This window comes from Lysinibacillus sp. FW301-JW8 (assembly GCF_058788755.1).
Window position 1 is genome coordinate 1 of sequence record NZ_JBYTBB010000083.1, and the last position, 20,874, is coordinate 20,874.

The following is a 20,874-nucleotide window of genomic DNA, read 5'->3' on the forward strand; positions in this document are numbered from 1 at the left end:
CCTGGAACGGAAATCACCTTCATTTTGACTAAATATTCACAAAGAGTCCCTTGACTATTTAATTTTTCAACACTATGGCCTGTATTTTACAGGAGGCAGCTTTTTCAAATGCCATTGCTCACGATAATGAAATGAAGTATGTCATAACGTGAAGTTTAGTGATATTAATATAGACGTTTTTCATGGAGTAATTTTAAAAAAGGATTACAAAACCCAAAATAACATAACATTGACAGTTATTCGACCGTATAGTATCATTTTCATTCTTATTTGTTGCGAAAAAGGGGCGATTGACTTGTTAATTGAAAGTGTAATCGATCACATATCGAGCCTTAAAGGGTATTTATCTATAAAAAAGTCGAGAAAGGATACTCACCAGAAGAAAAATAGATAATTACCGTCGGCCAAAATCAATACTTTATACGATTATCTGACACACAATATCACGAAAAACGAACCATCGAATTTTCATTGCTTTAAGCATTAGAAACACAAGGTGTACAAACGCATAAAGCCATAGAATGTACTATTCAATTAACGGAGCAGGTTAGTGGAAGCAATAGTAATTAGGTTTGACTGGGAAAATTGTCGATGATATTAAAAAAGACCACCAAAGTGTCTTATGTTTTTCAAATTAAGCATACCGATAAATTGAAATTTAATTACTTAACATTATGCTTATCTTGAGAGCGAGGTATTTTATCGGTGAGTGTATACAAACCATGTAATGCTTGCTGTTAATAATGCTGACGAAATCAAAGCTGTAAGAACACTATATGTTTGCCAAATAAGTATCGTTGACCAATCGAAAGCACAGCACAGTATACCTAGGGCAATCGTAGCGATCAGGAAAATAACTGTTACGATTATTCTCTTTTTTGTCATTGGCTGCCACTCATTCGTTTTCCTTCTGCGTAATCCTAAGAGAAATAGCAGAACGGCCAATAGGCAAAGAATAATTGTGATAGACGACAAAATGATATCCAAAAGCTGTGTGCCACTTATTTCATATGACTGAGTTAGATTGCCATCTAATATATCTTTAACTTTTAGTACCAGGTTTATATTGGTATTTGCGCCGTTGCTCAGCAAGCTGATGGCTGTTCGTTCATTTAGCAGTATGGCTACTTCGGTTCTGAAATTTGGATTACCCCCAGTGTGTTCTATAATCGTTTGGTCGGCGTTTACCAACCAGCCTGCCGCATAATACATATCGTTGACAGCCGAAACAGACATATCACCCCTATGTGATTTTTCGATAACCGTGTGAAATATTTCGGGTATGTCCTGCACGATACCCATCTGTATGCCCATCCAACGCGCAATATCTTTTGTATTAGAAATGATGTAGCCTGCGGGTTTATTCCCAGCATAATCCGGAGCATTAAATGGAGTTGTCATAAAAAAGGAAGAACGGTAGCCCTGTGCCAACTGTCCAGTGGCTCGAGCATCTTCTTTATAAACATATGTCTGGTGAAGACCTAACGGCTGAAATACCTGTTCCCTCATAAAGTCTTCATAGCTTTGTCGCGACACAATCTCAATAACCAAACCCAATACGTCATAATTAACGGTTCCATAGTTATACTGTTCACCGGGAGGGAACGCCAATTCAGCATCCACGAGCATTTCCACAGTCTTTTGCAACATATCCGGTGTATTGCCTTGTGGAATATTTTGAGTATGCCTAATATTTGTTAGACCACTGGTATGGTGAAGAAAATTATTTAATGTAAGGCTTTGCATATCAACAGGTTTCCCTTGATACTTTAACGTAAACCAAGGTAAATATTTTTGGACAGGGTCAGTCATTGAGAGCAGCCCTTGCTCTTCCAATAGCATAATACCCATACCGGTAAAAGCTTTACTGACCGAGGCTAACTCATAGAGTGTATTTTCACTTGCAGACAACCCCTTTTCACGGTCTGCATACCCTGAAGAAAAGTAGAACACTTCATCATCAGCAAGTATTGAGATTGACATTCCCGGCACACCTGATATACGACAGGCATCATCTAGCAACGCTTGTATTGCCGCAGATTTCGAATCTGACAACGCATAACTTTGTGTTGCGAATCCTGAGAATAATATAAATATCGTTAATACAAAAACAATAATCTTTTTCATAAACTCTCCTTTTTGAAAAATTATAAGAGAATAATATAAATAACTACTTTTACAACTACTAAACTAAATTTTAATTTATTTTTCTATTCACCTATATAATATCAAGTAATTGTGAAGAGTTACACTTAAACTAACAGATGAATGTAGAAATAGTAAAAGAAGATTATTTAGAATATTATGGTTACCGAGGGAATCACACACAAATAAACAAGGCAAATTGTAACACTGACAATTGATTTGCTAATGAGAGAAACAGAAACACAGATATTTCAGACAATGTATTCTTAACAGATTGAGTGAATCACGTTGATAAGTAATTAGTTAGAAGGAAACTACTTGTATTCCTACTGATTAATGCCTGAAGAGAGAAGAAGACACAAGACCTACACCAAAGCAGAAGCCTACTTATAAAGGTATTGAATTTAGATTTGATTCACCGTTGGATATGGCAATCTATTTCATTACAGAATTTCTTGATGAATGGATAAAATGGAAATAATAAACAAAGATAGTGCAACAAATAAAAGATGAAAAATCCAAAGATGATGTAAAGCCACAATTAATAGAATTAACTCTTCGAAACATTATGAACGTGGAAACATTCGTATGAAGTCTCAAAAAGAAAATCGAGAGCTTGCAGACAATGATAAGAAGAAGCCGATTCTCTAATGGTTGGAGGTAAGAAGGGGCTGTCCTAAAAATCGATTTACATCGACTTTTAGGATAGATCTCCTTTTAGGGGCATCTATTTTATTGAATTTATCCAATCGATAGGAGTATTAAAAATTAAATTCATTATTTTTCGCTCCCTTCTGCACACACTCACCTAGTGTTTAGCAGCTAGCCCTTTAATGAGGATTCTTTACAATCTATGGGGGATAAACAAAAAAGATTGAAGCCAATGTTAAGTGGGGAGAAATTTCCTAAATTATTGACATATCAAGGGTTAATCAATCTTTCATGTTCATCTTTGCACCCATCCCATATTATATTATCTAAAATTCTATTAAAAACACCGTTAATTGACAATGAATATGGTGTAAAAATATTGGGTTTGAAAAATATTATTATGAAAGCCAAATTCCATCTATGTAGGTCTAATAGATAGAGGGGGTGAGCAAGTGCAGGATACACTCGTACAACGAGCGAAAAAGGGCGATGCAGAAGCATTCGCACAGCTATTTTCCCAGTTTGAAATTGATTTATATAAAATGGCCTATGTATATGTGGGCAATGAGGTAGATGCACTGGATGTCGTGCAGGAGGTAGCTTACCGTAGTTTCAAATACATACATTCTTTGCAAAGTTCCATTCATATAAAAACTTGGCTGATAAGGATTACTATTAATTGTGCAACAGATTTGCTAAAAAAACGGGGTCAATTCCTGCCGTATGAAATGGACGAGCTAGAGAAAGGTGAAGAGCCACATGAGGAGCTTCCTCAAAAATGGGTGATGGAGGATATCATAACAAGGCTTTCAAAAGAAGAAAAAGATGTGATATTACTGCGATTTTACAATGATTATACATTATCTCAAGTGTCGCAGACCTTACAGCTAAAATTAGGAACTACAAAAACGATTTTATATCGTGCATTGAAGAAACTAAAACAAGCGCTGGAACAGGAGGAAGAAGAATGAGCGATCTAAAAAAACAGATGGATCACATTGACATTCCCAAATCGCTGCATAAGCGTAGTCTACAAGGAATTGAACAGGCAAGCAAAGAACAGCAAAAATCGCAGCGTTGGCTACCAAAAATAATCACGATTGCAGTGACTCTTGCCGCAGGAGGCTTTATTGCATTGAGTATAGAGCAGGGAGGGACAATTAATCATCAGGCAAGTACATTTTTGATTCAAGAACATATTTCTCCCTATATATACTGGGGAATTGCTATTTTATGTATATCAATAATATTATTTGTAGCTAGAAGAAAGATTTGTTCAGGATCGGATAAAGTAAAAACGCTTGGTGTTGCAGCAGTATTGATCTTATTACTTGGAAACAGTGCATTGTTTTTGCAACATCAGTTAGTTAACCCTTTAGTCATTCCAACATCAATAGAGATAAATAAAGATGGACAAAATGGTATTGAGATACGTTATATAACGAATCTCAATGACCATCGCTATGTGAAATCTTTACAGGCAGACGATGTAATCCTACCAATAGCTTATTTCACATCAGAGCAAGTCAATCTTATCAATGGATTTTATCATCCATTCGATGCCTACCAAGTGTTAAGTTATCAGTATATTCGTGATGCATATTTTCAAGCTGATTTATCAGTGATTGAAAAAATTCTTGCAAGTAAGGATGTATATCTTATTTTGAGTGATGATGTAAAAATAAAGGCTTCTCTCTATATAAATACTCAAAATGACAATCAGGTACCTCATCAAAGCTTTAGTGCTTCACGAGGTCAAGATGAGCATGTGATTTCCTTTATACTTGAGCAGGATGCTGTATTTGATGACTTTTATGCTCCTTCCTTATTAGAAAAACAAGTCATCTTAAAAGAATTTATAGTTAATAATCAACGATTTACTTCGAAAGATTTTCCGATTTCATTGAAAAAAGGGCAACGAATTGAACTAATTATTCAGTTTAAGGATTCTCCATTTGATATGAATACTTCAGTAGGGTTAAGTGGCCCAGATGGTAACTTAATAACCAAAGTATTTTCTCAAGTTTACTTTACTGAAAGAATGGTGAAAAAGGTGCGTGAAATGAATGAATGAAACAAAGGACCATGTTAAACTTTTACAATGGTTTGCCATAGCTTTATTTCTGCAATTGCTTTATCTTAATGTTTTTAAGTATGTCAATATTCTTCAAGATTTATTGGTTTATGGAGCCTATATAAAGAGTCTTTCGTATAGTAGACAAATTACACCAGTCAAAAAATACATTGTTATAGCCATCGTTTTAACGTTATTCAGTAATATTTTTTCCCTGCAGCTATTATTTTATTGGAGTACTGTTTTCATTGCAGGGATAGATTTATTGATTATTATGGAATTTGGCAAAATATTAGTTTCTTTAGAACAGCGTTATAATGCTCATGGTCCGACTGCTCGTGTGCTAAAAAAATATGTAATAATTGTATTTGCTGTTATTGTGAGTTGGACAATGTTAAGTAATTTACCAAATGACTGGAAGATAGGGTTGTTGATGCTGGGTGGATTCCTTTTATTTGCGGTGAATATCCGTTTATTCTTCCATGTTTTATCTTTACGAAAGCATGTAAAGAAAAAATCCTTTGTTGTTACGTATTTGTAAAAATGACTGACCATTCATTTTGTGTTACACTCTTTTTACAGAGAGCAAAGGGGGAAAATGGATGTTTAAACGAGAGAAAAGTATAGAAATTCAACAGAATCAGGATGTGCAATGTGCGCACGGTAAAGTAGCAGTACAAGGCATTGGCATGAGTGTTTATAGTTTTTTTGTGGATGGTTTACTAATTGATGCGGGCTCGTACTCATTAACACAGGAGTTTCAATCTTTTTTTTCAGAAATACCGATTGAGCAATTAGCATTGACACATTCCCATGAGGATCATGCAGGAAATGCAGCGTGGATTCAGCAGTATAAGAAGACTCCTATCTTTGTGCATCGTGATTCCGTGCAAATTTGTGCAGAGGATGGAGAATATCCACTTTATCGTCATGCCCTTTGGGGAGAGCGACCTGCTTTTGTGGCTCAACCACTAGGTGAATCCTTACAATCAAGATCAGCAACATGGGATGTCATTGAAACACCTGGGCATACAACCGATCATGTATCGTTTTACAATCGAGAAACCGGCGCCATGTTCACAGGTGATTTATTTATACAGACAAAAACCAAGGTTGTCCTTGATGAAGAAAATATTGTACATACCTTGGCATCTTTAAAGAAGCTATTAAACTTTGATTTTGAGGCAGTATATTGCTGTCATGCTGGCTATATTGCAGATGGTCGATCAAAAATCCTAAATAAAATCGCTTATTTAGAGGATATGGAAGGTACTGTTAAGCAGCTATTTAATCAAGGTTATACAGTGGAAGAAATCACTAAAACGGTTTTCCCTCGCGAATATCCAATTACAAAAGTATCAGGGGAGCAGTGGTCATCTAAGCATATCATTACCGCTTTTATACATCAGTTTAAGCAAGAGTCCTTTATATAGGGCTCTTTTTTCTTTGATGCTCCAGGAACCAAGAGACCTAAATTGAGTAGTTTCAAGAGGGAACCGCTCAGGTGTCGTCGAAAAGTGCTCGGGTCCAGGAGAGAACTGATCAGGTGTCCCTGAAAAGTGCTCGGGTCTATGAGAGAACTGATCAGGTGTAGCCAAAAAGCGCTCGGGTCTAAAAAGAATTGCTCAGGTATCCACGAAAAGTGCTCGGGTTCAAGGAAGAACCGCTCAGATCCAAGAGAGAACTGCCCTTATCCCGATAAAAGCCACTCCAATCCATGCCAGATGCCTGTATTTTACCAGAATACTTAAAAAAGAATAATAAATAAGTTTGTGAAAAAATGTGGAGAAAATGTGACAAAACTAGATTTCGCAATGGATGCGCTTACATAAGTTTGTGAAAAATTTCTCATTTACATAAGAAAAATACTATGTGAAAAGTTGAACAGGTTTAATCGCGGTATAGGTACATTTATTAAGAAGTAACCTTGCGCATTAATTATGTTGAAATAATTGATTGTGAAATTATTAACAAAATTAAAAATTGTGATAAATGACAGAAAATGTTGCTCTTCTAAAGAAATTTTGAAATTGACAGAAAATTTCGTTGACTATATTTTCACAAAGTATTATGATTCTGAAATATAATAAAAATTCACAGGGAAAAGGTTGGGATAGAATGGATGTTATGAAAAAAGCGTTAGAAATGCATGCACATTATAATGGAAAATTAGAGGTCATTTCAAAGGTGCCTGTACAGGATTCCTATGATTTAAGTTTGGCATATTCTCCAGGAGTTGCTGCACCATGTGTAGAGATTGAGAGAAATCCTTCACTTGTTTACGATTATACAATGAAGGGAAATATGGTTGCGATTGTCTCAGATGGTACAGCAGTTTTAGGGTTGGGGGACATTGGTCCAAAGGCGGCATTACCAGTAATGGAAGGGAAGGCAATTTTATTAAAGCGTTTTGCCAATGTTGATGCTTTTCCTATATGTTTAGATACAAAAAATACGGATGAAATCGTCAGCATTGTGAAGGCGCTTGCCCCAACATTTGGTGCTGTTAATTTAGAAGATATTTCGGCTCCAAGATGTTTTGAAATTGAGGATCGTCTACGTCAAGAATGTGATATTCCAGTGTTCCACGATGATCAGCATGGAACAGCAATTGTTGTAGGTGCAGGGATGATTAATGCCAATCGAATTGTAAAGAAAGATGTGACTACAATGAAGGTTGTCATTAACGGCGCAGGTGCGGCAGGTATTGCTATTTTACGTATTCTTGTACAAATGGGCTACAAAAATATTTATATGTGTGATACAAAAGGAATTATTTATGAAGGACGCGTTGAAGGAATGAATCCAATTAAGGAAGCTGTTGCTCATTTAACGAATCCTCATAAAATACACGGTACTTTGGATGATGCGCTGGTAGGAGCTGATGTCTTTATTGGTGTATCTGTTGCAAACTTGTTAACAGAAGCTCATATTTCTTCTATGAATGATGATCCTGTGGTATTTGCATTAGCGAATCCAAATCCAGAAATTACGTATGAAAATGCGAAAGCGTGGGGTGTACGTGTTATGGGAACTGGACGCTCAGATTATCCAAACCAAATTAACAATGTACTTGCATTTCCAGGAATTTTCAGAGGAGCATTAGATGTACGTGCAACAGATATCAATGAGGCAATGAAGCTGGCTGCAGTAGAGGCGATTGCATCTCTTGTTAGCGATGAGGACTTACATGAAGAATATATTGTTCCCAAATCCTTAGATGGACGTGTCGTTGAAATTGTATCGCGTGCTGTAAGTGGTGCTGCTGTAGAATCAGGCGTATCTGAGTTATTCCAACAAAATACGGTGCTTACCGTGTAACAACTATAAAACAGATGTAGAAAAACAATACGTTTTTCTACATCTGTTTTTTGTGTAGAATTTGCTCGAAAAATGTTGTTATTTGTCTATTAGTGTAATAAGATATAATGAGTATAATGTAATGGTTTTATATTTATATTTTAAAAGAATAAAGTATTTATTTATTTTAATTTTTAATAAAATATAGGTCTTTAGTATTTTAAATTAAAGGAGGATGGTTTAATCATATGAAATTATTGATACAATTCAAATCTATTAAAACAAAACTAATTGCTTTCTCTTTACTTCTTTTAATGATTCCTTTAGTTGTTTTAGGCTTTTTTAGCTATCAACAGAGTAAGACGAATCTAGAAATTGTTGGGAAAGAAAACTTAAAGAATAGTGTGGAAATGACTATTGCAATGATTGAGCAATTAAATCAAGAGGTACAAGCAGGGAAAATTCCGTTAACAGAAGCTCAAGAAAAAGTGAAGGTACTAATTTTAGGTGAAAAAGATGCAGAAGGAAAACGGCCAATTAATAAGAACATCAAACTTGGTGAGAATGGATACATTTTTATTGTTGACCAAGAAGGGAAATCAATTGCCCATCCTAGCATAGAGGGATCAAATGTGTGGGAGGAACAGGATAGTAATGGCGTTAAATATATCCAAGATGCAATTAAAGTTGGGAATAATGGTGGAGGCTTTGTTACATATGATTGGAAAATGCCCAATTCAGAGACCCTAGAACAGAAAGGGATATATGCGGAAACGGAACCAAATTGGGGTTGGACGATAAGTGCTAGTACATATTTAATAGAATTTAATAAACCAGCGGATAGTATTTTAAAATTAACATTAGTGGTGATCAGCATTGCAATTGTTGTTGGGATTTTCGTAATTTGGTTATACGCAAGTAGTATGACTAAGCCCATTAATCGAGTTGCTGAAGCAATGGAACTTTTTGCAGAAGGGGATCTATCTCGGGAATTGATGACAATTAAATCCAAAGATGAGATTGGAAAATTAGCAAGTGCCATGAATCAAATGCAATTAAAGTTAAAGGATATGATTCTCCATATTTATCAAGCTTCAGATATGATTAATCATTCCAGTCAAGAATTGACGCAATCAGCAACAGAAGTAAAAATGGGAACAGAGCAAGTAGCAATAACGATGCATGAATTGGCATCTGGTGCGGAAGGACAAGCTCATCATGCTAATGAGCTAACATCATTGATGGAACGTTTCACCTCAGATTTGTTGGAAACGAATCAACATGGTGGACACATACACCAATCTTCTGTTGATGTGTTGGCACTAACCGAAGAGGGAAGTTATTTGATGGCCACTTCTAATAGTCAAATGGTTAAAATAGATAATATTGTTCAAAACGCTGTAGTGAGAGTAAAAAATTTAGATGCTCAAGCTCAAGAAATATCAAAATTGGTCATTGTCATTAAAGATATTGCGGATCAAACTAATTTATTAGCTTTAAATGCTGCAATTGAAGCTGCTAGAGCTGGTGAGCACGGAAAAGGATTTGCAGTAGTTGCAGATGAGGTTAGAAAATTAGCAGAACAAGTGGCATTTTCAGTGAATGACATTACAGGTATTGTTACAAATATTCAACAGGATTTTGATGTTGTAACAGCTTCTTTAGAGGGTGGCTATCAAGAGGTGCAGGCTGGAACAAATCAAATAAAAGCTACAAATGAAACGTTTAACACAATTAGTGAATCCATTAATAAAGTGGTAGAAAGTGTTAAATTAATCTCAATCAATTTATCGGTCGTGTCAGAAGATGGTCAAAAAATGAATAGCGCTATACAGGAAATTGCTGCAGTAGCACAAGAATCTGCGGCTGGTGTTGAGCAAACAACTGCTACAACAGAGCAAACAAGTAGCTCGATGGAAGAGATGACAGGAAAATCTGAGCAATTATCGGAATTAGCCTTAAAATTGAAGGGGTTAGTGGCACAATTTAAATTATAAAACTAAAATCTCCCTCTCTCAAAAGCGAGAGGGGGAGATTTTTTACATCATGCCAATACCTATAATGCCAATCATGATGATAAAGAAAAGTACGAAGAAAATGACAAATAAAATAATCGTTGGGATAAAGATTGTTAAGAAGGCCATCCCATTTGAGATTTGATGTGCCTCTGCCACAGCGCCTACACTAATCACGAATGACCAAATACTAACCACAATCGTCACTAACATTGTTGGCCAGAAAATCCAAGGAAACGAACCTATGAAGTTTGCATCCAGTAAGGACTCAGGTGAGGTCATTAGCCAAATAATATAAAAAGGAATAAGAACAATAAACGGTATGGCTGTTAGGCTCAGGCTTCTGAATAAATCAGAGAATGTACCAGTTCCTTTGAAAAGCTTACCGAATAACCATGCTAAAAGAGCAGAAAACCCTGTTCCAATAATACCTGCAATGGGCGCGAATATTACACAGAATAACGCCAGTACCCAAGGAGAAAAGTCTGGAATGAATTCTTGATCAATCAGCCCTGATAATAACGAACCAATATAACCAATGGAAAGAATCAGTATGGCATAGCCAATTGTTTTTTCGTCAATCATGTAGCGGGCTGTTTGCTTTGGATGCAACCAAACAGATAGAAATGGATTAAGTTTTGGTCTTTCTTGTTGTGTGTCATTATAGTTTTCCATTAAACTACCTCCAAATAAATTAATATTACACTTCATACAAAAGAAAGGGATTAAACCACCTCTCTAAGTTAATGCTCATGAAATATATGATTCTATACAATATACGGATGGATTGGTGAAAAGTTTCGTCCAATAAAAAAATTTGTTCAGTAGTACCGAAATACTTACTGAACAAATTAAAATGTGATAAATAAACTTATGAACACCCTTTTCCAAACAGATTGCAATTTGAGGAAATGAATGATTAGTCAACTAACATAATTTTTTCAAGCTCTAACGGTTCAATATATTGTTCGCCTTTGTAAGCGCGCATATTACCACCAGAGATTTCATCAATTAATAAAATTTCATTTGTTTTCGCATCGCGACCAAATTCTAATTTAATATCGTAAAGTGTTAAGTCTTTTTTAGCAAGCTCAGCAGCAACAAATTTAGAAATTTCAATTGTACGTTGCTTTAAAATAGCATATTCTTCATGGGTTAACAGGTTTAACATAGCTAAAGCATCTTCAGAAATAGGAGGATCAAGTCGATCGTCATCTTTAATCGTAACTTCTACGAATGAATCTAGATCTTGTCCTTCTTGTACGTAAGCGCCATAGCGACGTAAGAAAGAACCAACAGCTTTAAAGCGGCAAATAACTTCTAAACCTTTACCAAAAACCGTTGCAGGCTTTACAGTCATTGTGGCATCGTCGAAGTTTGCATCTACGTAGTGAGTAGGAACACCTTGTTCGTTTAGTTTTGAGTAGAAATAAGAAGTTAAGCGAAGACCAGCAAGTCCAGCACCGTCAATTGTTAATCCTACAGTATTGGCACCTGGATCAAATACACCATTTTCTCCAGTTACATCATCTTTGAATTTCAATAAGTAATGACCATCTTCTAATTTGAACACATTTTTCGTTTTACCTGTATACAATAATTCCACAAAAAACCCTCCAATATTTCATAGTACCCTAATAGTATAACACGAATATTTTAATATTTTAATATTAAAATTGTTCGTTTTAGTGCTTTATTTTTATGTTTATTTCACTTTTCTCTACTAAAAAATAAGATGATAACGAATGTTCGCTATCATCTTTAATGAAATTAAGAAAATTCTAAATTTAAAACATGGTTGACTCTTCTATTATCAGAGATTCCATTTTAATTTAGTTGAAAAAAGAATATTATTAATAGATGCCTTCAGAAATCATACCATTTGCTACTTTAACAAAACCAGCAATGTTTGCCCCAACTACAAGGTTTCCTGGATAGCCGTATTTTTCAGCAGCTGCTTTACTGTCTGCATAAATATCTTTCATAATTTGATGTAATTTCGCATCTACTTTTTCAAATGACCAGAATACACGGCTTGAATCTTGTGCCATTTCAAGAGCAGATACAGCAACACCGCCTGCATTTGCAGCTTTGGCAGGTCCGAATAAAACACCCGCATTTAAGAATTCGTTAATCGCTTCAAGGTCAGATGGCATATTTGCTCCTTCACCAATCGCTTTGACACCATTTGAAATTAATGTACGAGCTGAATCACCGTTAATTTCGTTTTGAGTAGCACATGGAAGTGCGATATCACATGGAATTGACCAGATACCTGTGCAACCTTCCGTAAAAGTAGCATTTGGACGATAGTTTACGTAAGTTGAAATACGGTCACCTTTTACTTCTTTAATTTCTTTAATCGCATCAAGATCTAAACCTTCAGGATCATACACATAGCCTGAAGAATCAGAGCAAGCAACTACTTTTGCGCCATATTGCTGTGCTTTTTCAATCGCATAAGTTGATACATTTCCTGAACCAGAAACAATGACTGTTTTACCCTCGAAAGAATCATTTGTATCTTTTAGCATTTCCTTAACAAAGTACACTGTACCGTAACCAGTTGCCTCTTTACGAGCTAAAGAACCACCATAGCCAGGCGTTTTACCAGTTAATACACCAGATTCGTTTGCTTTTGTTAAACGCTTGTATTGGCCCCATAAGAAGCCAACCTCACGAGCACCCACACCGATATCGCCAGCAGGAACATCGACATCTGGACCAATATGACGGTATAATTCAGTCATGAATGCTTGACAGAAACGCATGATTTCTGAATCTGACTTACCTTTTGGATCGAAGTTTGAACCACCTTTACCACCACCGATTGGTTGGCCTGTTAAAGCATTTTTAAAGATTTGTTCAAAACCTAAAAACTTAATGATTGATTCGTTAACAGAAGGATGGAAACGAAGTCCGCCTTTGTATGGTCCCATTACGTTGCTATATTGAACACGGTAACCACGATTTACTTGTACTTGATTATTATCATCTTGCCAAGCAACACGGAAGGAAATAATACGATCTGGCTCAACGATACGTGATAAGATATTGGCTTTTATATATTCAGGGTGTTGTGCAAATACAGGCACTAATGAAATGAAAATTTCTTCAGCTGCTTGTAAGAACTCCGCCTGATGACTATTTTGTTGTTTTAGTTGCTCGAATACACCATCCACGTATTCTTTTGCTAATTGTTCATTGCTAACAGTTGTAGTTGTCATAATGAAAACCTCCAATTATTTGATAGGTGTATCGTATATCTATTTTTCACACTATTCAATAAAATACTTTTTCCAACAGTCTAAAGTTTGTGAAAAATTGAGCAAGAGGGGTCGTTAAAATGTTATGCTGAAATAATTTTAGGGTGAGTTATTCATCTAATTATGAGAAGGGAATGATGCCTTATTGTGAAGGTTCTAATTGACGCTGATGCCTGTCCAGTAGTGGATTTAGCGTTATCTATATCATCTGAGTTTGAGATTGAAACTATCTTATTTTGCGATACATCCCACCGTATTGAACGTGATAATGTAATAACAATAATTGTTCCTAAAGGTCCAGATTCGGTTGATTTCACGCTAGTGAATGCGCTTTCAAAACACGATATTGTCATTACACAGGATTATGGTTTAGCAGCAATGGTTTTGGCAAGAGGGGGATATCCTATTGATCAAAATGGACGAGAAATGTCCAATGAAAATATCGAACGTTTGCTCGAAATGAGACATGTTGGGCAGAAAATTAGACGTGCAGGTGGACGTACAAAGGGACCAAAAAAAAGAACACAAGAAAACAATATTTCGTTCAAATTGAAATTTCGACAAATTTGTGAACAAGCAATTCTAGCGAAAAAAATGGAGGAATCAAAAGGTGAAAAATGAACTTAAACACGAACTATTTCAGCAATTTCCAATACTAAAAGAGCTAACAAATAAGAGTACTGTGCTTTGGGAAAATACAAATTGGAAAAAAGAGGCGACAACCAATCTTTTTTCGTTGCAAGAAGTTGAGGAAGCGGAAGAAACCCTTTCACGCTTTTCTTCTTATTTAATAGTAGCATTCCCAGAGCTTTTGGAAAGCCAAGGTCTCATTGAATCAACTATTCAGGATATACCATTGATAAAGAAAGCTCTCGTTGAGGAATTTGACGTTTCGATTCCTGGTCAGTTTATCTTAAAATGCGATCATGCCTTGCCAATCTCAGGCTCTATTAAGGCTCGCGGAGGTATTTTTGAAGTACTAAGACATGCAGAGCGACTAGCTATTGCCAGTGGGAAGCTAAAAAAAGAGGATGATTATGCGGTGTTGGCAACGAAGGACTTCCAATCATTTTTCCAGCGGTACACAATTGCAGTTGGCTCTACCGGTAATCTAGGATTAAGCATCGGCATTATGGGCAAGAAACTCGGCTTTAATGTCGTAGTACATATGTCGAGTGACGCAAAGGAATGGAAGAAAGCATTGCTGCGCGAAAAAGGTGCAACAGTAATCGAATATGAAGCTGACTATAGTGTCGCTGTGGAGCAAGGTCGTCTAGAGGCTGAGCAAGATCTAAAGTGTCATTTTATTGATGATGAAAATTCAAAAGATCTTTTTGCTGGCTATGCAGTGGCAGCGAAAAGACTAAAGCACCAATTTGAAAAGACGAACATTAAAGTAGATGAAGCACATCCATTGTTCGTGTATTTACCATGTGGGGTTGGTGGTGGACCTGGTGGGGTTGCATATGGACTTCGTGAGCTTTTTGGAGAGCATGTGCATATTTTCTTTGCAGAGCCAGTAGAATCACCTTGCATGACAATCGGTTTGCTGACAGGTCTACATGATGAAATTAGTGTAGAGGATATTGGCTTAGACAATAAAACTGAAGCAGATGGTTTAGCAGTAGGTCGTGCTTCTAAGTTTGTCGGAAAAGTAATGGAAACATATTTAAGTGGTTGTTATACGGTGACAGATGAAGAATTGTTTACATCATTAGGTTTGGCAATGGATAGTGAAGGATTATTTTTAGAGCCATCTGCACATGCAGGAATGTTTGGACCGATTCAGTTAATGAAAAATGGGCAAAGTTATTTAGAAAAGCATGATTTAGTTGATAAGATGGAGCAAGCTACACATCTTGTATGGGCAACAGGTGGGAGTATGGTGCCACAAGAGATGCGTGAGGAGTATTTAAAAAAGGCATGAAGATTTTATAATGAGTAAAAATTTCAGCTTGGCAATATTGATACTGATGACGAATGTTTTTTCAGAGACTTGATTAATCTTTTGGTTTGTATTAGATTTCATAAATGGAGTCCTCCTGTGTGATGGTGGGTCAATTTAGGCGTTGACACTCATGCATCATACAAGAGGGCTTTTTCTTTTTTAAGCCCCTGAAAATCCTTCTAACAGCAATGCTCCTTTAAGCTGATTTTATTAAATGACGTAAGGTCGGTTTCAAATTTTAGGCAATGGGATGCTTTATAGGTTGAAAGTGACCTTACGTCATCTTTTATACTGTAAAAGAGCTTAACTTTAATACATTTAAAAGGAGAATCCTATTTTGAAAAAAGACGATATTATTATTTATGCTTTTGTTATTATTGGAGCCGGAGTAGGTTTGTTTTTTGATAATGCTTTTCCAGGGGTGCTAATTGGTTTAGGGATTGGTTATGTATTAAAAATCATGTTTTTTAATCATACAAATGAATAAGAAAGTAGGGTATTAACTTGTATCATATTAACGAATTTAAGAAGTTGAGCGGTGTATCAGTTAGAACCTTAAGATTTTATGACAAAAAAGGACTTCTGAAACCTGTATCAAAAACTGAAGGAGGTCACCGATTATACTCAAACACTGAGTTAAAGAAACTTCAGCAAATACAATTCCTAAAAACTATAGGATTTCAATTAAGCGAGATCAAAATTATGTTAGAGTCAGAAGAATGGGATTGGCCTAATAGTCTAATGAAACAACTATCTTATGTGATAAAAGAAAAGGACCGTCTTTTAAAGATAGAAATAAGTTTAAGGGAGCTAATAAACGGTATAGCGATTGATGGAGAAGAATTTAGGATTAAAAAAATCATAGATTTATATAATAATAAGGATGCTAAAGAAGCATTAAATTATAATCAAGCTAAATTAAATATTAAAAACACGGAAGTACTAGAAAAGCTTCCTAACATGGCTAGTAGTGATCCAGACTCTTTAGAGTGGATTGCTTTAGTAGGGCAATTAAAAAAATATATGCACCTTGGTTATAGTAATTCTCGAATACAAAATATCATTGAGAGAATGGATGTAAAAAAAGATGAAGACTTTAAAGGCGAAGATGTTTTTTTAGATAAACTTTGGGACATTAGAATGTCACCTGAGGAATCAAAAAAATATAGCCTATATCCAATTGATCAAGAGGTCCTTAATTTTTTGGAAAAGGCATATATACATTATCTCGATAATAAATGATAGTTATTTGAACACATACGGGAGGAAAGATGGGAACTGATATATTAATTTATTTAGGTGGCTTAGCTCTTTTAGATACATTAAGTCCAACAATTATTGGCGTTACTTTATTTCTGGTTTTAACAGACAATAAAAATTTAACATCAAGATTATTGACATATCTAATTACGGTCGTACTACTGTATTTTTCATTAGGTATCATCATGATGTTAGGGTTAAATTTTATTATAGAAACATTCTCAACTATTTTTCAAAATAAAATATTTAGCTGGATAATCTTCATAATAGGGGTGATATTATTTATTGCTAGCTTTTTCATCCCCATAAATAAAAACAGTAATATTCCAAAGCCTAAAACACATAGTTTATTCTCAATTATTATTATTGGTGTTACGACTTTTATCATTGAGGCAGGTATGGCTTTACCGTATTTTGCAGCTATTGGTTTATTAACTACAATTGATATACCTTTTTATCAAAGGATTTCAATTATAGCAGTTTACAATATTATTATGGTTCTACCAGCTCTACTTATATTTTTAGGATATAAATTGTTTGGAAAGCTGATAAACCCTACCTTAGTTAATCTTCGGAATAAAATATCAAGCAGTTCAAGCTCTGCCCTATCCTGGATTATGTGTATAGTTGGAGTGATATTAATAATTTATACTATAGATTATCTATAATAAGTCTTTGTGAATGTAACGGATACAAAAAGTGAGAAGTCAATTAAAAACAGTACTATATGTTGTTGAGTTTGTTGAAAACAGATATTCAAATATCGTTTTTTCTAGGGAGTATGTATGAAAAGTATCAAAACAAAAAGCCTGGAAATAATATTCCAGGCTTGATTCTCACTTACTTTAAATGCTCCATGACACACTGCCTCGCTTCCGCATGGGATCTTAAAAACTTTAAGACAACTTGCTTTAGCTTCATTCAGTTTTGATGGTCCTTCTGAGTTTTCAATCCATCCCACTCATCGGGTTAACCCTCCTAGTCATTGGATTTGAAGTGAAATCTTTAATAGTTTGGACCAATTATTATTTTCTATACACTTTATTTAAAAAATAATTTATCTTCATTCAGCTGAAGACTCCCAACTCTACAGGTGTAAGATCTTGAGGAATGGCGCAAAAAAAGCCACCAAATGGAGATTTGGGTTTGCATGGTCAGTCACCTGATAATTTATCGTTGAAGCTGTTTTTGCTGAGCAGCTAAAAATACTTCATGTGCTGCGCGTACTCCAGCACCTGGCTCAAAATCATAGGAGAAGTCTTGTAGTGCGGCCTCCATTAATGAAACAGCTTGTAAAATATCACTTGGGAAGCAATAGCCCATATGACCAAATCTGAAAATTTTTCCTTGTAAGTGGCCAAGTCCACCAGCGAAATCTAAATGATAGTGTTGCTTTAAATGTGTTAGGAATTCACCAAGATCAATGCCTTTTGGTGCTAAAATAGCTGTAATAGTGGGTGAGGCATGTTCGTCATCAGTTAACAGTTCAATATTTAGTGCCTTCATAGCATTACGCACCATATTTTTCATTAATTCATGACGTGCAACGGTTTTATCAAAGCCGCCTTCTTGCTCTATTAGTTTGCATACCTCATTTAGTCCATAGATAAGTGTGATTGTTGGCGTGTTTGGCGTCATTCCTTTTTCAGCCCAGCTGCGATAGCTCAATAAATTTAAGTAATAGGATGGTGCTTTATTTTCCTCAATAACTTTCCATGCTCTGTCACTAACGCTAACAAGTGAAAGTCCTGGTGGTAGCATCATAGCCTTTTGAGAGCCTGTGACAAGAATATCGACACCCCACGCATCCATTTCAGCAGGTGCTCCTCCAATGCAGCTTACTCCATCTACAATGACTAAAGCATCTGTTTCTTCTCTAACAACTTGTGCTAATTCAGCGACAGGATTCAAGATACCCGTAGAAGTTTCACTATATGTTACAAAAACAGCTTTAATCGCTTGTAAGGGCTGTAAAAATGCTCTTAGTTCTTCAGCTGTACAAGCTTGTCCCCATTCTTTTTCAAGCTTATGTACATTAAAGCCGTATTTTTCGCAAATCGAAACAAAATAGTCACCGAATGCTCCAACTGTCAGAACAACAACGTCTTCACCAGCTGAAACAGTATTCACCGCAGCTGCTTCCAAAGCAGCTGTACCACCTGAAGGAAGTAATAAAATATCTTGTTTTGTTCCGAAAATTGGCTTCACTAATTCAGTCGTTTCACGATATAGTTCCACAAATTCTGAGCTTCGGTGGCTAAAGATATCCTGATTCATTGCAAGCTGAACCTTTTTTGGAATAGGCGTAGGTCCAGGGTGTCTTAAAATATTTTCATACACATTCATCAATCCCCTTTATTGTGAAATAAGAAATTCTAAATTTTCTAACTATAATATAGCATATTTATCCTGCTAGCTAACTTCTTTTTCGAAAAAATAATGGTAGAGAATAGAAAAAAGAATTATTTTAGGCGATATGGTAAAATTTATATAAAAAGGGGATGAATCTTATTAAATTAAAAGTCCATTATCCATTTGTATATTTATTAATTGAACCGAATATAGTCACTGTGTTTAAAATCAAAACACTTGAATATGTCATTTTAGAAGATGTAATCAATATAGGTGAATGGGAGGCATACGAACTACAGCATCCTCATCAATTTGAAGCGTTTAATCATGATAAGAGTAGGCCCTCAGAGAATTCTTGGAGTTTCTATCTTGAGCAAGAGCAACTTTATAATATAGTGGAAATCATAAACGACGCTATTCAGCAACAACGTTCTGTATCACAGTATGAATCCATAACACCTTCTTCTCAGGTGGTTCATATTACTTGCTCAGAATCAGCAGCTGGGTCACTAAGGGTAGCACTTGCTCCCCCAAGACATATTATTGCATTTTCTGATGATCTCTCTATCGGTCCATTGTGTCTGTTGGAAGAGAAGTTAGGGCGTGTTTCCCGTAAAGAATGGTTATTTGAAAATATTAATAATGAGCAGGATGATCATATTGAATATCATAAATTTGTAAATACTTTGCGTGAAATAGTTGATATTCCTAATCATTTTCCTATTTACATTTGGATTGGAAACAATGCGAATGAACAGTGTTTTTTACGATTCTTTCTTTATTTATTAAACGATAAGGCAAATGAAATTTATCTTATGCAAACCTCTGAGCACAATAAATTTGGAGATACAGGACATCTTACATCACTGTCATTAAGTCAGCTCTTTACGAATAGTGAAAAAAAGCCTCTAACTGTTCAGGAGAGACTATTTCTTCAAAAAGAATGGGAACATTTATCACAAACAAAGAATTTATTACGACGGTGGGGGCATGGGGAAATAATAAGTGTATCAGAGGAGTATTTTGATGCATTAATTATAAACGTAATTGAGAAGTTACATAAAGAACAAACGATGAAGGATTTTATTAAGACAGGAACTGTGATTACAGAATTGATATCTCAAATGGACGAGTGTCCAAACATCTTCTATATAGAGTATAGAATTCGATATTTAGTTTATAATGGAGTCCTTGCATTAAAAGGCATTCCCAAATCTATGAGACATTATAGTGTGAAACTGTGTGATTAAGAAAACCTCTTTTGTCAGGTGACAAAAAAGGTTTCACTAGTGCTAGGCAACGAAAGGTCTGTTCATACGCATTAAACCATAAATCATAAAGAATATTCCACCTGTTATAAGTGTGAGAATAATGTATAGGACAGCCTTCCCAGCTTCGCCAGTCCATCTATAGAATAGACGGTAAGTGAAGTATAAAGTGAAGCCAGCAGCGCCTAGTGATGCAATGATGCCGATAAATGGAATAAATGAAACGATAATTAAACCAGCATAAATAAGCGTATTTTTTAAAGCTGCAGCACGGACAGTTTCATTATCAACACCATCTGCTGTTAACAGGAAAAGGCTATAAACATTGATAAGTGGTATCCAGGCAATGTAAGCTATATCACCGAAGCCGTTTGTTTTAGAAGCCATAAAATAAATTAGTGCACTAACAACATATGCGATTAAACCTAATACAAGAGATGCAATAATAATCAACAAAAAAAATCCGCCTAACGCCGCATCATAATCATTGTAATAATAAGAATCATAACTCATTGATTAAACCTCCCTCTATAAATGTTGATATATCAATGGTTCACGCCACTTTTACGTGTCAAAAAAATTTTTTTCGACACAT

Annotated in this window: 18 protein-coding genes; 12 read left to right on the plus strand and 6 right to left on the minus strand. The window is 35.5% G+C overall.

The genetic code is table 11. From position 1 onward, the window contains the following. Positions 1–699 precede the first annotated feature (699 nt). Positions 700–2,127 (minus strand): serine hydrolase domain-containing protein, encoded by a 1,428-nt coding sequence (locus tag AC3WOM_RS23605; RefSeq protein WP_492448598.1) that lies wholly within the window; start codon positions 2,125–2,127, stop codon positions 700–702. A 1,121-nt stretch (positions 2,128–3,248) separates the two neighbouring features. On the opposite strand from AC3WOM_RS23605, the gene AC3WOM_RS23610 reads away from it, so the two are divergent. From AC3WOM_RS23610 to AC3WOM_RS23635, 6 genes are all read left to right on the plus strand, one after another. Further along, positions 3,249–3,767 (plus strand): sigma-70 family RNA polymerase sigma factor, encoded by a 519-nt coding sequence (locus AC3WOM_RS23610; protein WP_492448599.1) that lies wholly within the window; start codon positions 3,249–3,251, stop codon positions 3,765–3,767. Then, complete coding sequence (locus tag AC3WOM_RS23615; RefSeq protein WP_492448600.1) at positions 3,764–4,870, plus strand: hypothetical protein; 1,107 nt, start codon at positions 3,764–3,766, stop codon at positions 4,868–4,870. Before AC3WOM_RS23610 ends, AC3WOM_RS23615 begins: the two co-directional genes overlap by 4 nt. Beyond that, the gene (locus tag AC3WOM_RS23620; protein ID WP_492448601.1) at positions 4,863–5,411 is read left to right on the plus strand and encodes a hypothetical protein; all 549 of its coding nucleotides are present in this window, start codon (positions 4,863–4,865) and stop codon (positions 5,409–5,411) included. Before AC3WOM_RS23615 ends, AC3WOM_RS23620 begins: the two co-directional genes overlap by 8 nt. 61 nt (positions 5,412–5,472) lie before the next feature. Further along, on the plus strand, positions 5,473–6,303 hold the full coding sequence (locus AC3WOM_RS23625) for an MBL fold metallo-hydrolase (protein WP_427548959.1): 831 nt from the start codon (positions 5,473–5,475) through the stop codon (positions 6,301–6,303). A gap of 685 nt (positions 6,304–6,988) precedes the next feature. Continuing rightward, positions 6,989–8,191 carry an NAD(P)-dependent malic enzyme gene (locus AC3WOM_RS23630; protein ID WP_427548957.1) on the plus strand — a complete coding sequence of 401 codons (1,203 nt, stop codon included), beginning with the start codon at positions 6,989–6,991 and terminating at the stop codon, positions 8,189–8,191. Between the two features lie 227 nt (positions 8,192–8,418). After that, positions 8,419–10,167: a methyl-accepting chemotaxis protein gene (locus AC3WOM_RS23635; RefSeq protein ID WP_427548955.1), complete on the plus strand. Its 1,749-nt coding sequence runs from the start codon at positions 8,419–8,421 to the stop codon at positions 10,165–10,167. Positions 10,168–10,209: 42 nt separating this feature from the next. On the opposite strand, the gene AC3WOM_RS23640 is transcribed toward AC3WOM_RS23635, so the two are convergent. The 3 genes from AC3WOM_RS23640 to gdhA form a co-directional block, all read right to left on the minus strand. After that, positions 10,210–10,860 (minus strand): Yip1 family protein, encoded by a 651-nt coding sequence (locus AC3WOM_RS23640; protein WP_492448602.1) that lies wholly within the window; start codon positions 10,858–10,860, stop codon positions 10,210–10,212. 244 nt (positions 10,861–11,104) lie between these two features. Then, positions 11,105–11,791: a phosphoribosylaminoimidazolesuccinocarboxamide synthase gene (locus tag AC3WOM_RS23645; RefSeq protein ID WP_492448603.1), complete on the minus strand. Its 687-nt coding sequence runs from the start codon at positions 11,789–11,791 to the stop codon at positions 11,105–11,107. A 247-nt stretch (positions 11,792–12,038) separates the two neighbouring features. Then, the gene (gene gdhA, locus AC3WOM_RS23650) at positions 12,039–13,412 is read right to left on the minus strand and encodes an NADP-specific glutamate dehydrogenase (RefSeq protein ID WP_492448604.1); all 1,374 of its coding nucleotides are present in this window, start codon (positions 13,410–13,412) and stop codon (positions 12,039–12,041) included. 186 nt (positions 13,413–13,598) lie between these two features. On the opposite strand from gdhA, the gene AC3WOM_RS23655 reads away from it, so the two are divergent. The 5 genes from AC3WOM_RS23655 (at position 13,599) to AC3WOM_RS23675 (ending at position 17,327) form a co-directional block, all read left to right on the plus strand. Next, positions 13,599–14,072 carry a YaiI/YqxD family protein gene (locus AC3WOM_RS23655; RefSeq protein ID WP_427548948.1) on the plus strand — a complete coding sequence of 158 codons (474 nt, stop codon included), beginning with the start codon at positions 13,599–13,601 and terminating at the stop codon, positions 14,070–14,072. Then, positions 14,062–15,378 (plus strand): D-serine ammonia-lyase, encoded by a 1,317-nt coding sequence (dsdA, locus tag AC3WOM_RS23660; protein ID WP_492448605.1) that lies wholly within the window; start codon positions 14,062–14,064, stop codon positions 15,376–15,378. The genes AC3WOM_RS23655 and dsdA overlap by 11 nt, the downstream gene beginning before the upstream one ends. 358 nt (positions 15,379–15,736) lie before the next feature. After that, positions 15,737–15,886, plus strand: coding sequence for a hypothetical protein (locus AC3WOM_RS23665; protein WP_427548944.1), 150 nt, complete (start codon positions 15,737–15,739; stop codon positions 15,884–15,886). Positions 15,887–15,903: 17 nt separating this feature from the next. Beyond that, positions 15,904–16,641 carry a MerR family transcriptional regulator gene (locus tag AC3WOM_RS23670; protein WP_427548942.1) on the plus strand — a complete coding sequence of 246 codons (738 nt, stop codon included), beginning with the start codon at positions 15,904–15,906 and terminating at the stop codon, positions 16,639–16,641. Between the two features lie 29 nt (positions 16,642–16,670). Further along, positions 16,671–17,327: a GAP family protein gene (locus AC3WOM_RS23675; RefSeq protein WP_492448606.1), complete on the plus strand. Its 657-nt coding sequence runs from the start codon at positions 16,671–16,673 to the stop codon at positions 17,325–17,327. A gap of 502 nt (positions 17,328–17,829) precedes the next feature. On the opposite strand, the gene AC3WOM_RS23680 is transcribed toward AC3WOM_RS23675, so the two are convergent. Continuing rightward, entirely contained in the window at positions 17,830–18,999 is a 1,170-nt protein-coding gene (locus AC3WOM_RS23680; protein WP_492448608.1) for a pyridoxal-phosphate-dependent aminotransferase family protein, read from the minus strand. A 161-nt stretch (positions 19,000–19,160) separates the two neighbouring features. On the opposite strand from AC3WOM_RS23680, the gene AC3WOM_RS23685 reads away from it, so the two are divergent. After that, positions 19,161–20,261, plus strand: coding sequence for a DUF1835 domain-containing protein (locus tag AC3WOM_RS23685; protein ID WP_492448609.1), 1,101 nt, complete (start codon positions 19,161–19,163; stop codon positions 20,259–20,261). Positions 20,262–20,303: 42 nt separating this feature from the next. Here the strand turns inward: AC3WOM_RS23685 and AC3WOM_RS23690 are convergent, their stop codons facing one another. After that, on the minus strand, positions 20,304–20,792 hold the full coding sequence (locus AC3WOM_RS23690; RefSeq protein WP_427548936.1) for a hypothetical protein: 489 nt from the start codon (positions 20,790–20,792) through the stop codon (positions 20,304–20,306). Between the last annotated feature and the right edge of the window lie 82 nt (positions 20,793–20,874).

Bases quoted from the DNA above. Each gene is read 5' to 3' on its own strand.
- AC3WOM_RS23605 (WP_492448598.1), bottom strand. From the start codon at position 2,127: ATGAAAAAGATTATTGTTTTTGTATTAACGATATTTATATTATTCTCA.
- AC3WOM_RS23615 (WP_492448600.1), top strand. From the start codon at position 3,764: ATGAGCGATCTAAAAAAACAGATGGATCACATTGACATTCCCAAATCG.
- AC3WOM_RS23620 (WP_492448601.1), top strand. From the start codon at position 4,863: ATGAATGAAACAAAGGACCATGTTAAACTTTTACAATGGTTTGCCATA.
- AC3WOM_RS23625 (WP_427548959.1), top strand. From the start codon at position 5,473: ATGTTTAAACGAGAGAAAAGTATAGAAATTCAACAGAATCAGGATGTG.
- AC3WOM_RS23630 (WP_427548957.1), top strand. From the start codon at position 6,989: ATGGATGTTATGAAAAAAGCGTTAGAAATGCATGCACATTATAATGGA.
- AC3WOM_RS23635 (WP_427548955.1), top strand. From the start codon at position 8,419: ATGAAATTATTGATACAATTCAAATCTATTAAAACAAAACTAATTGCT.
- AC3WOM_RS23640 (WP_492448602.1), bottom strand. From the start codon at position 10,860: ATGGAAAACTATAATGACACACAACAAGAAAGACCAAAACTTAATCCA.
- gdhA (WP_492448604.1), bottom strand. From the start codon at position 13,412: ATGACAACTACAACTGTTAGCAATGAACAATTAGCAAAAGAATACGTG.
- AC3WOM_RS23675 (WP_492448606.1), top strand. From the start codon at position 16,671: ATGGGAACTGATATATTAATTTATTTAGGTGGCTTAGCTCTTTTAGAT.
- AC3WOM_RS23685 (WP_492448609.1), top strand. From the start codon at position 19,161: ATGAATCTTATTAAATTAAAAGTCCATTATCCATTTGTATATTTATTA.
- AC3WOM_RS23690 (WP_427548936.1), bottom strand. From the start codon at position 20,792: ATGAGTTATGATTCTTATTATTACAATGATTATGATGCGGCGTTAGGC.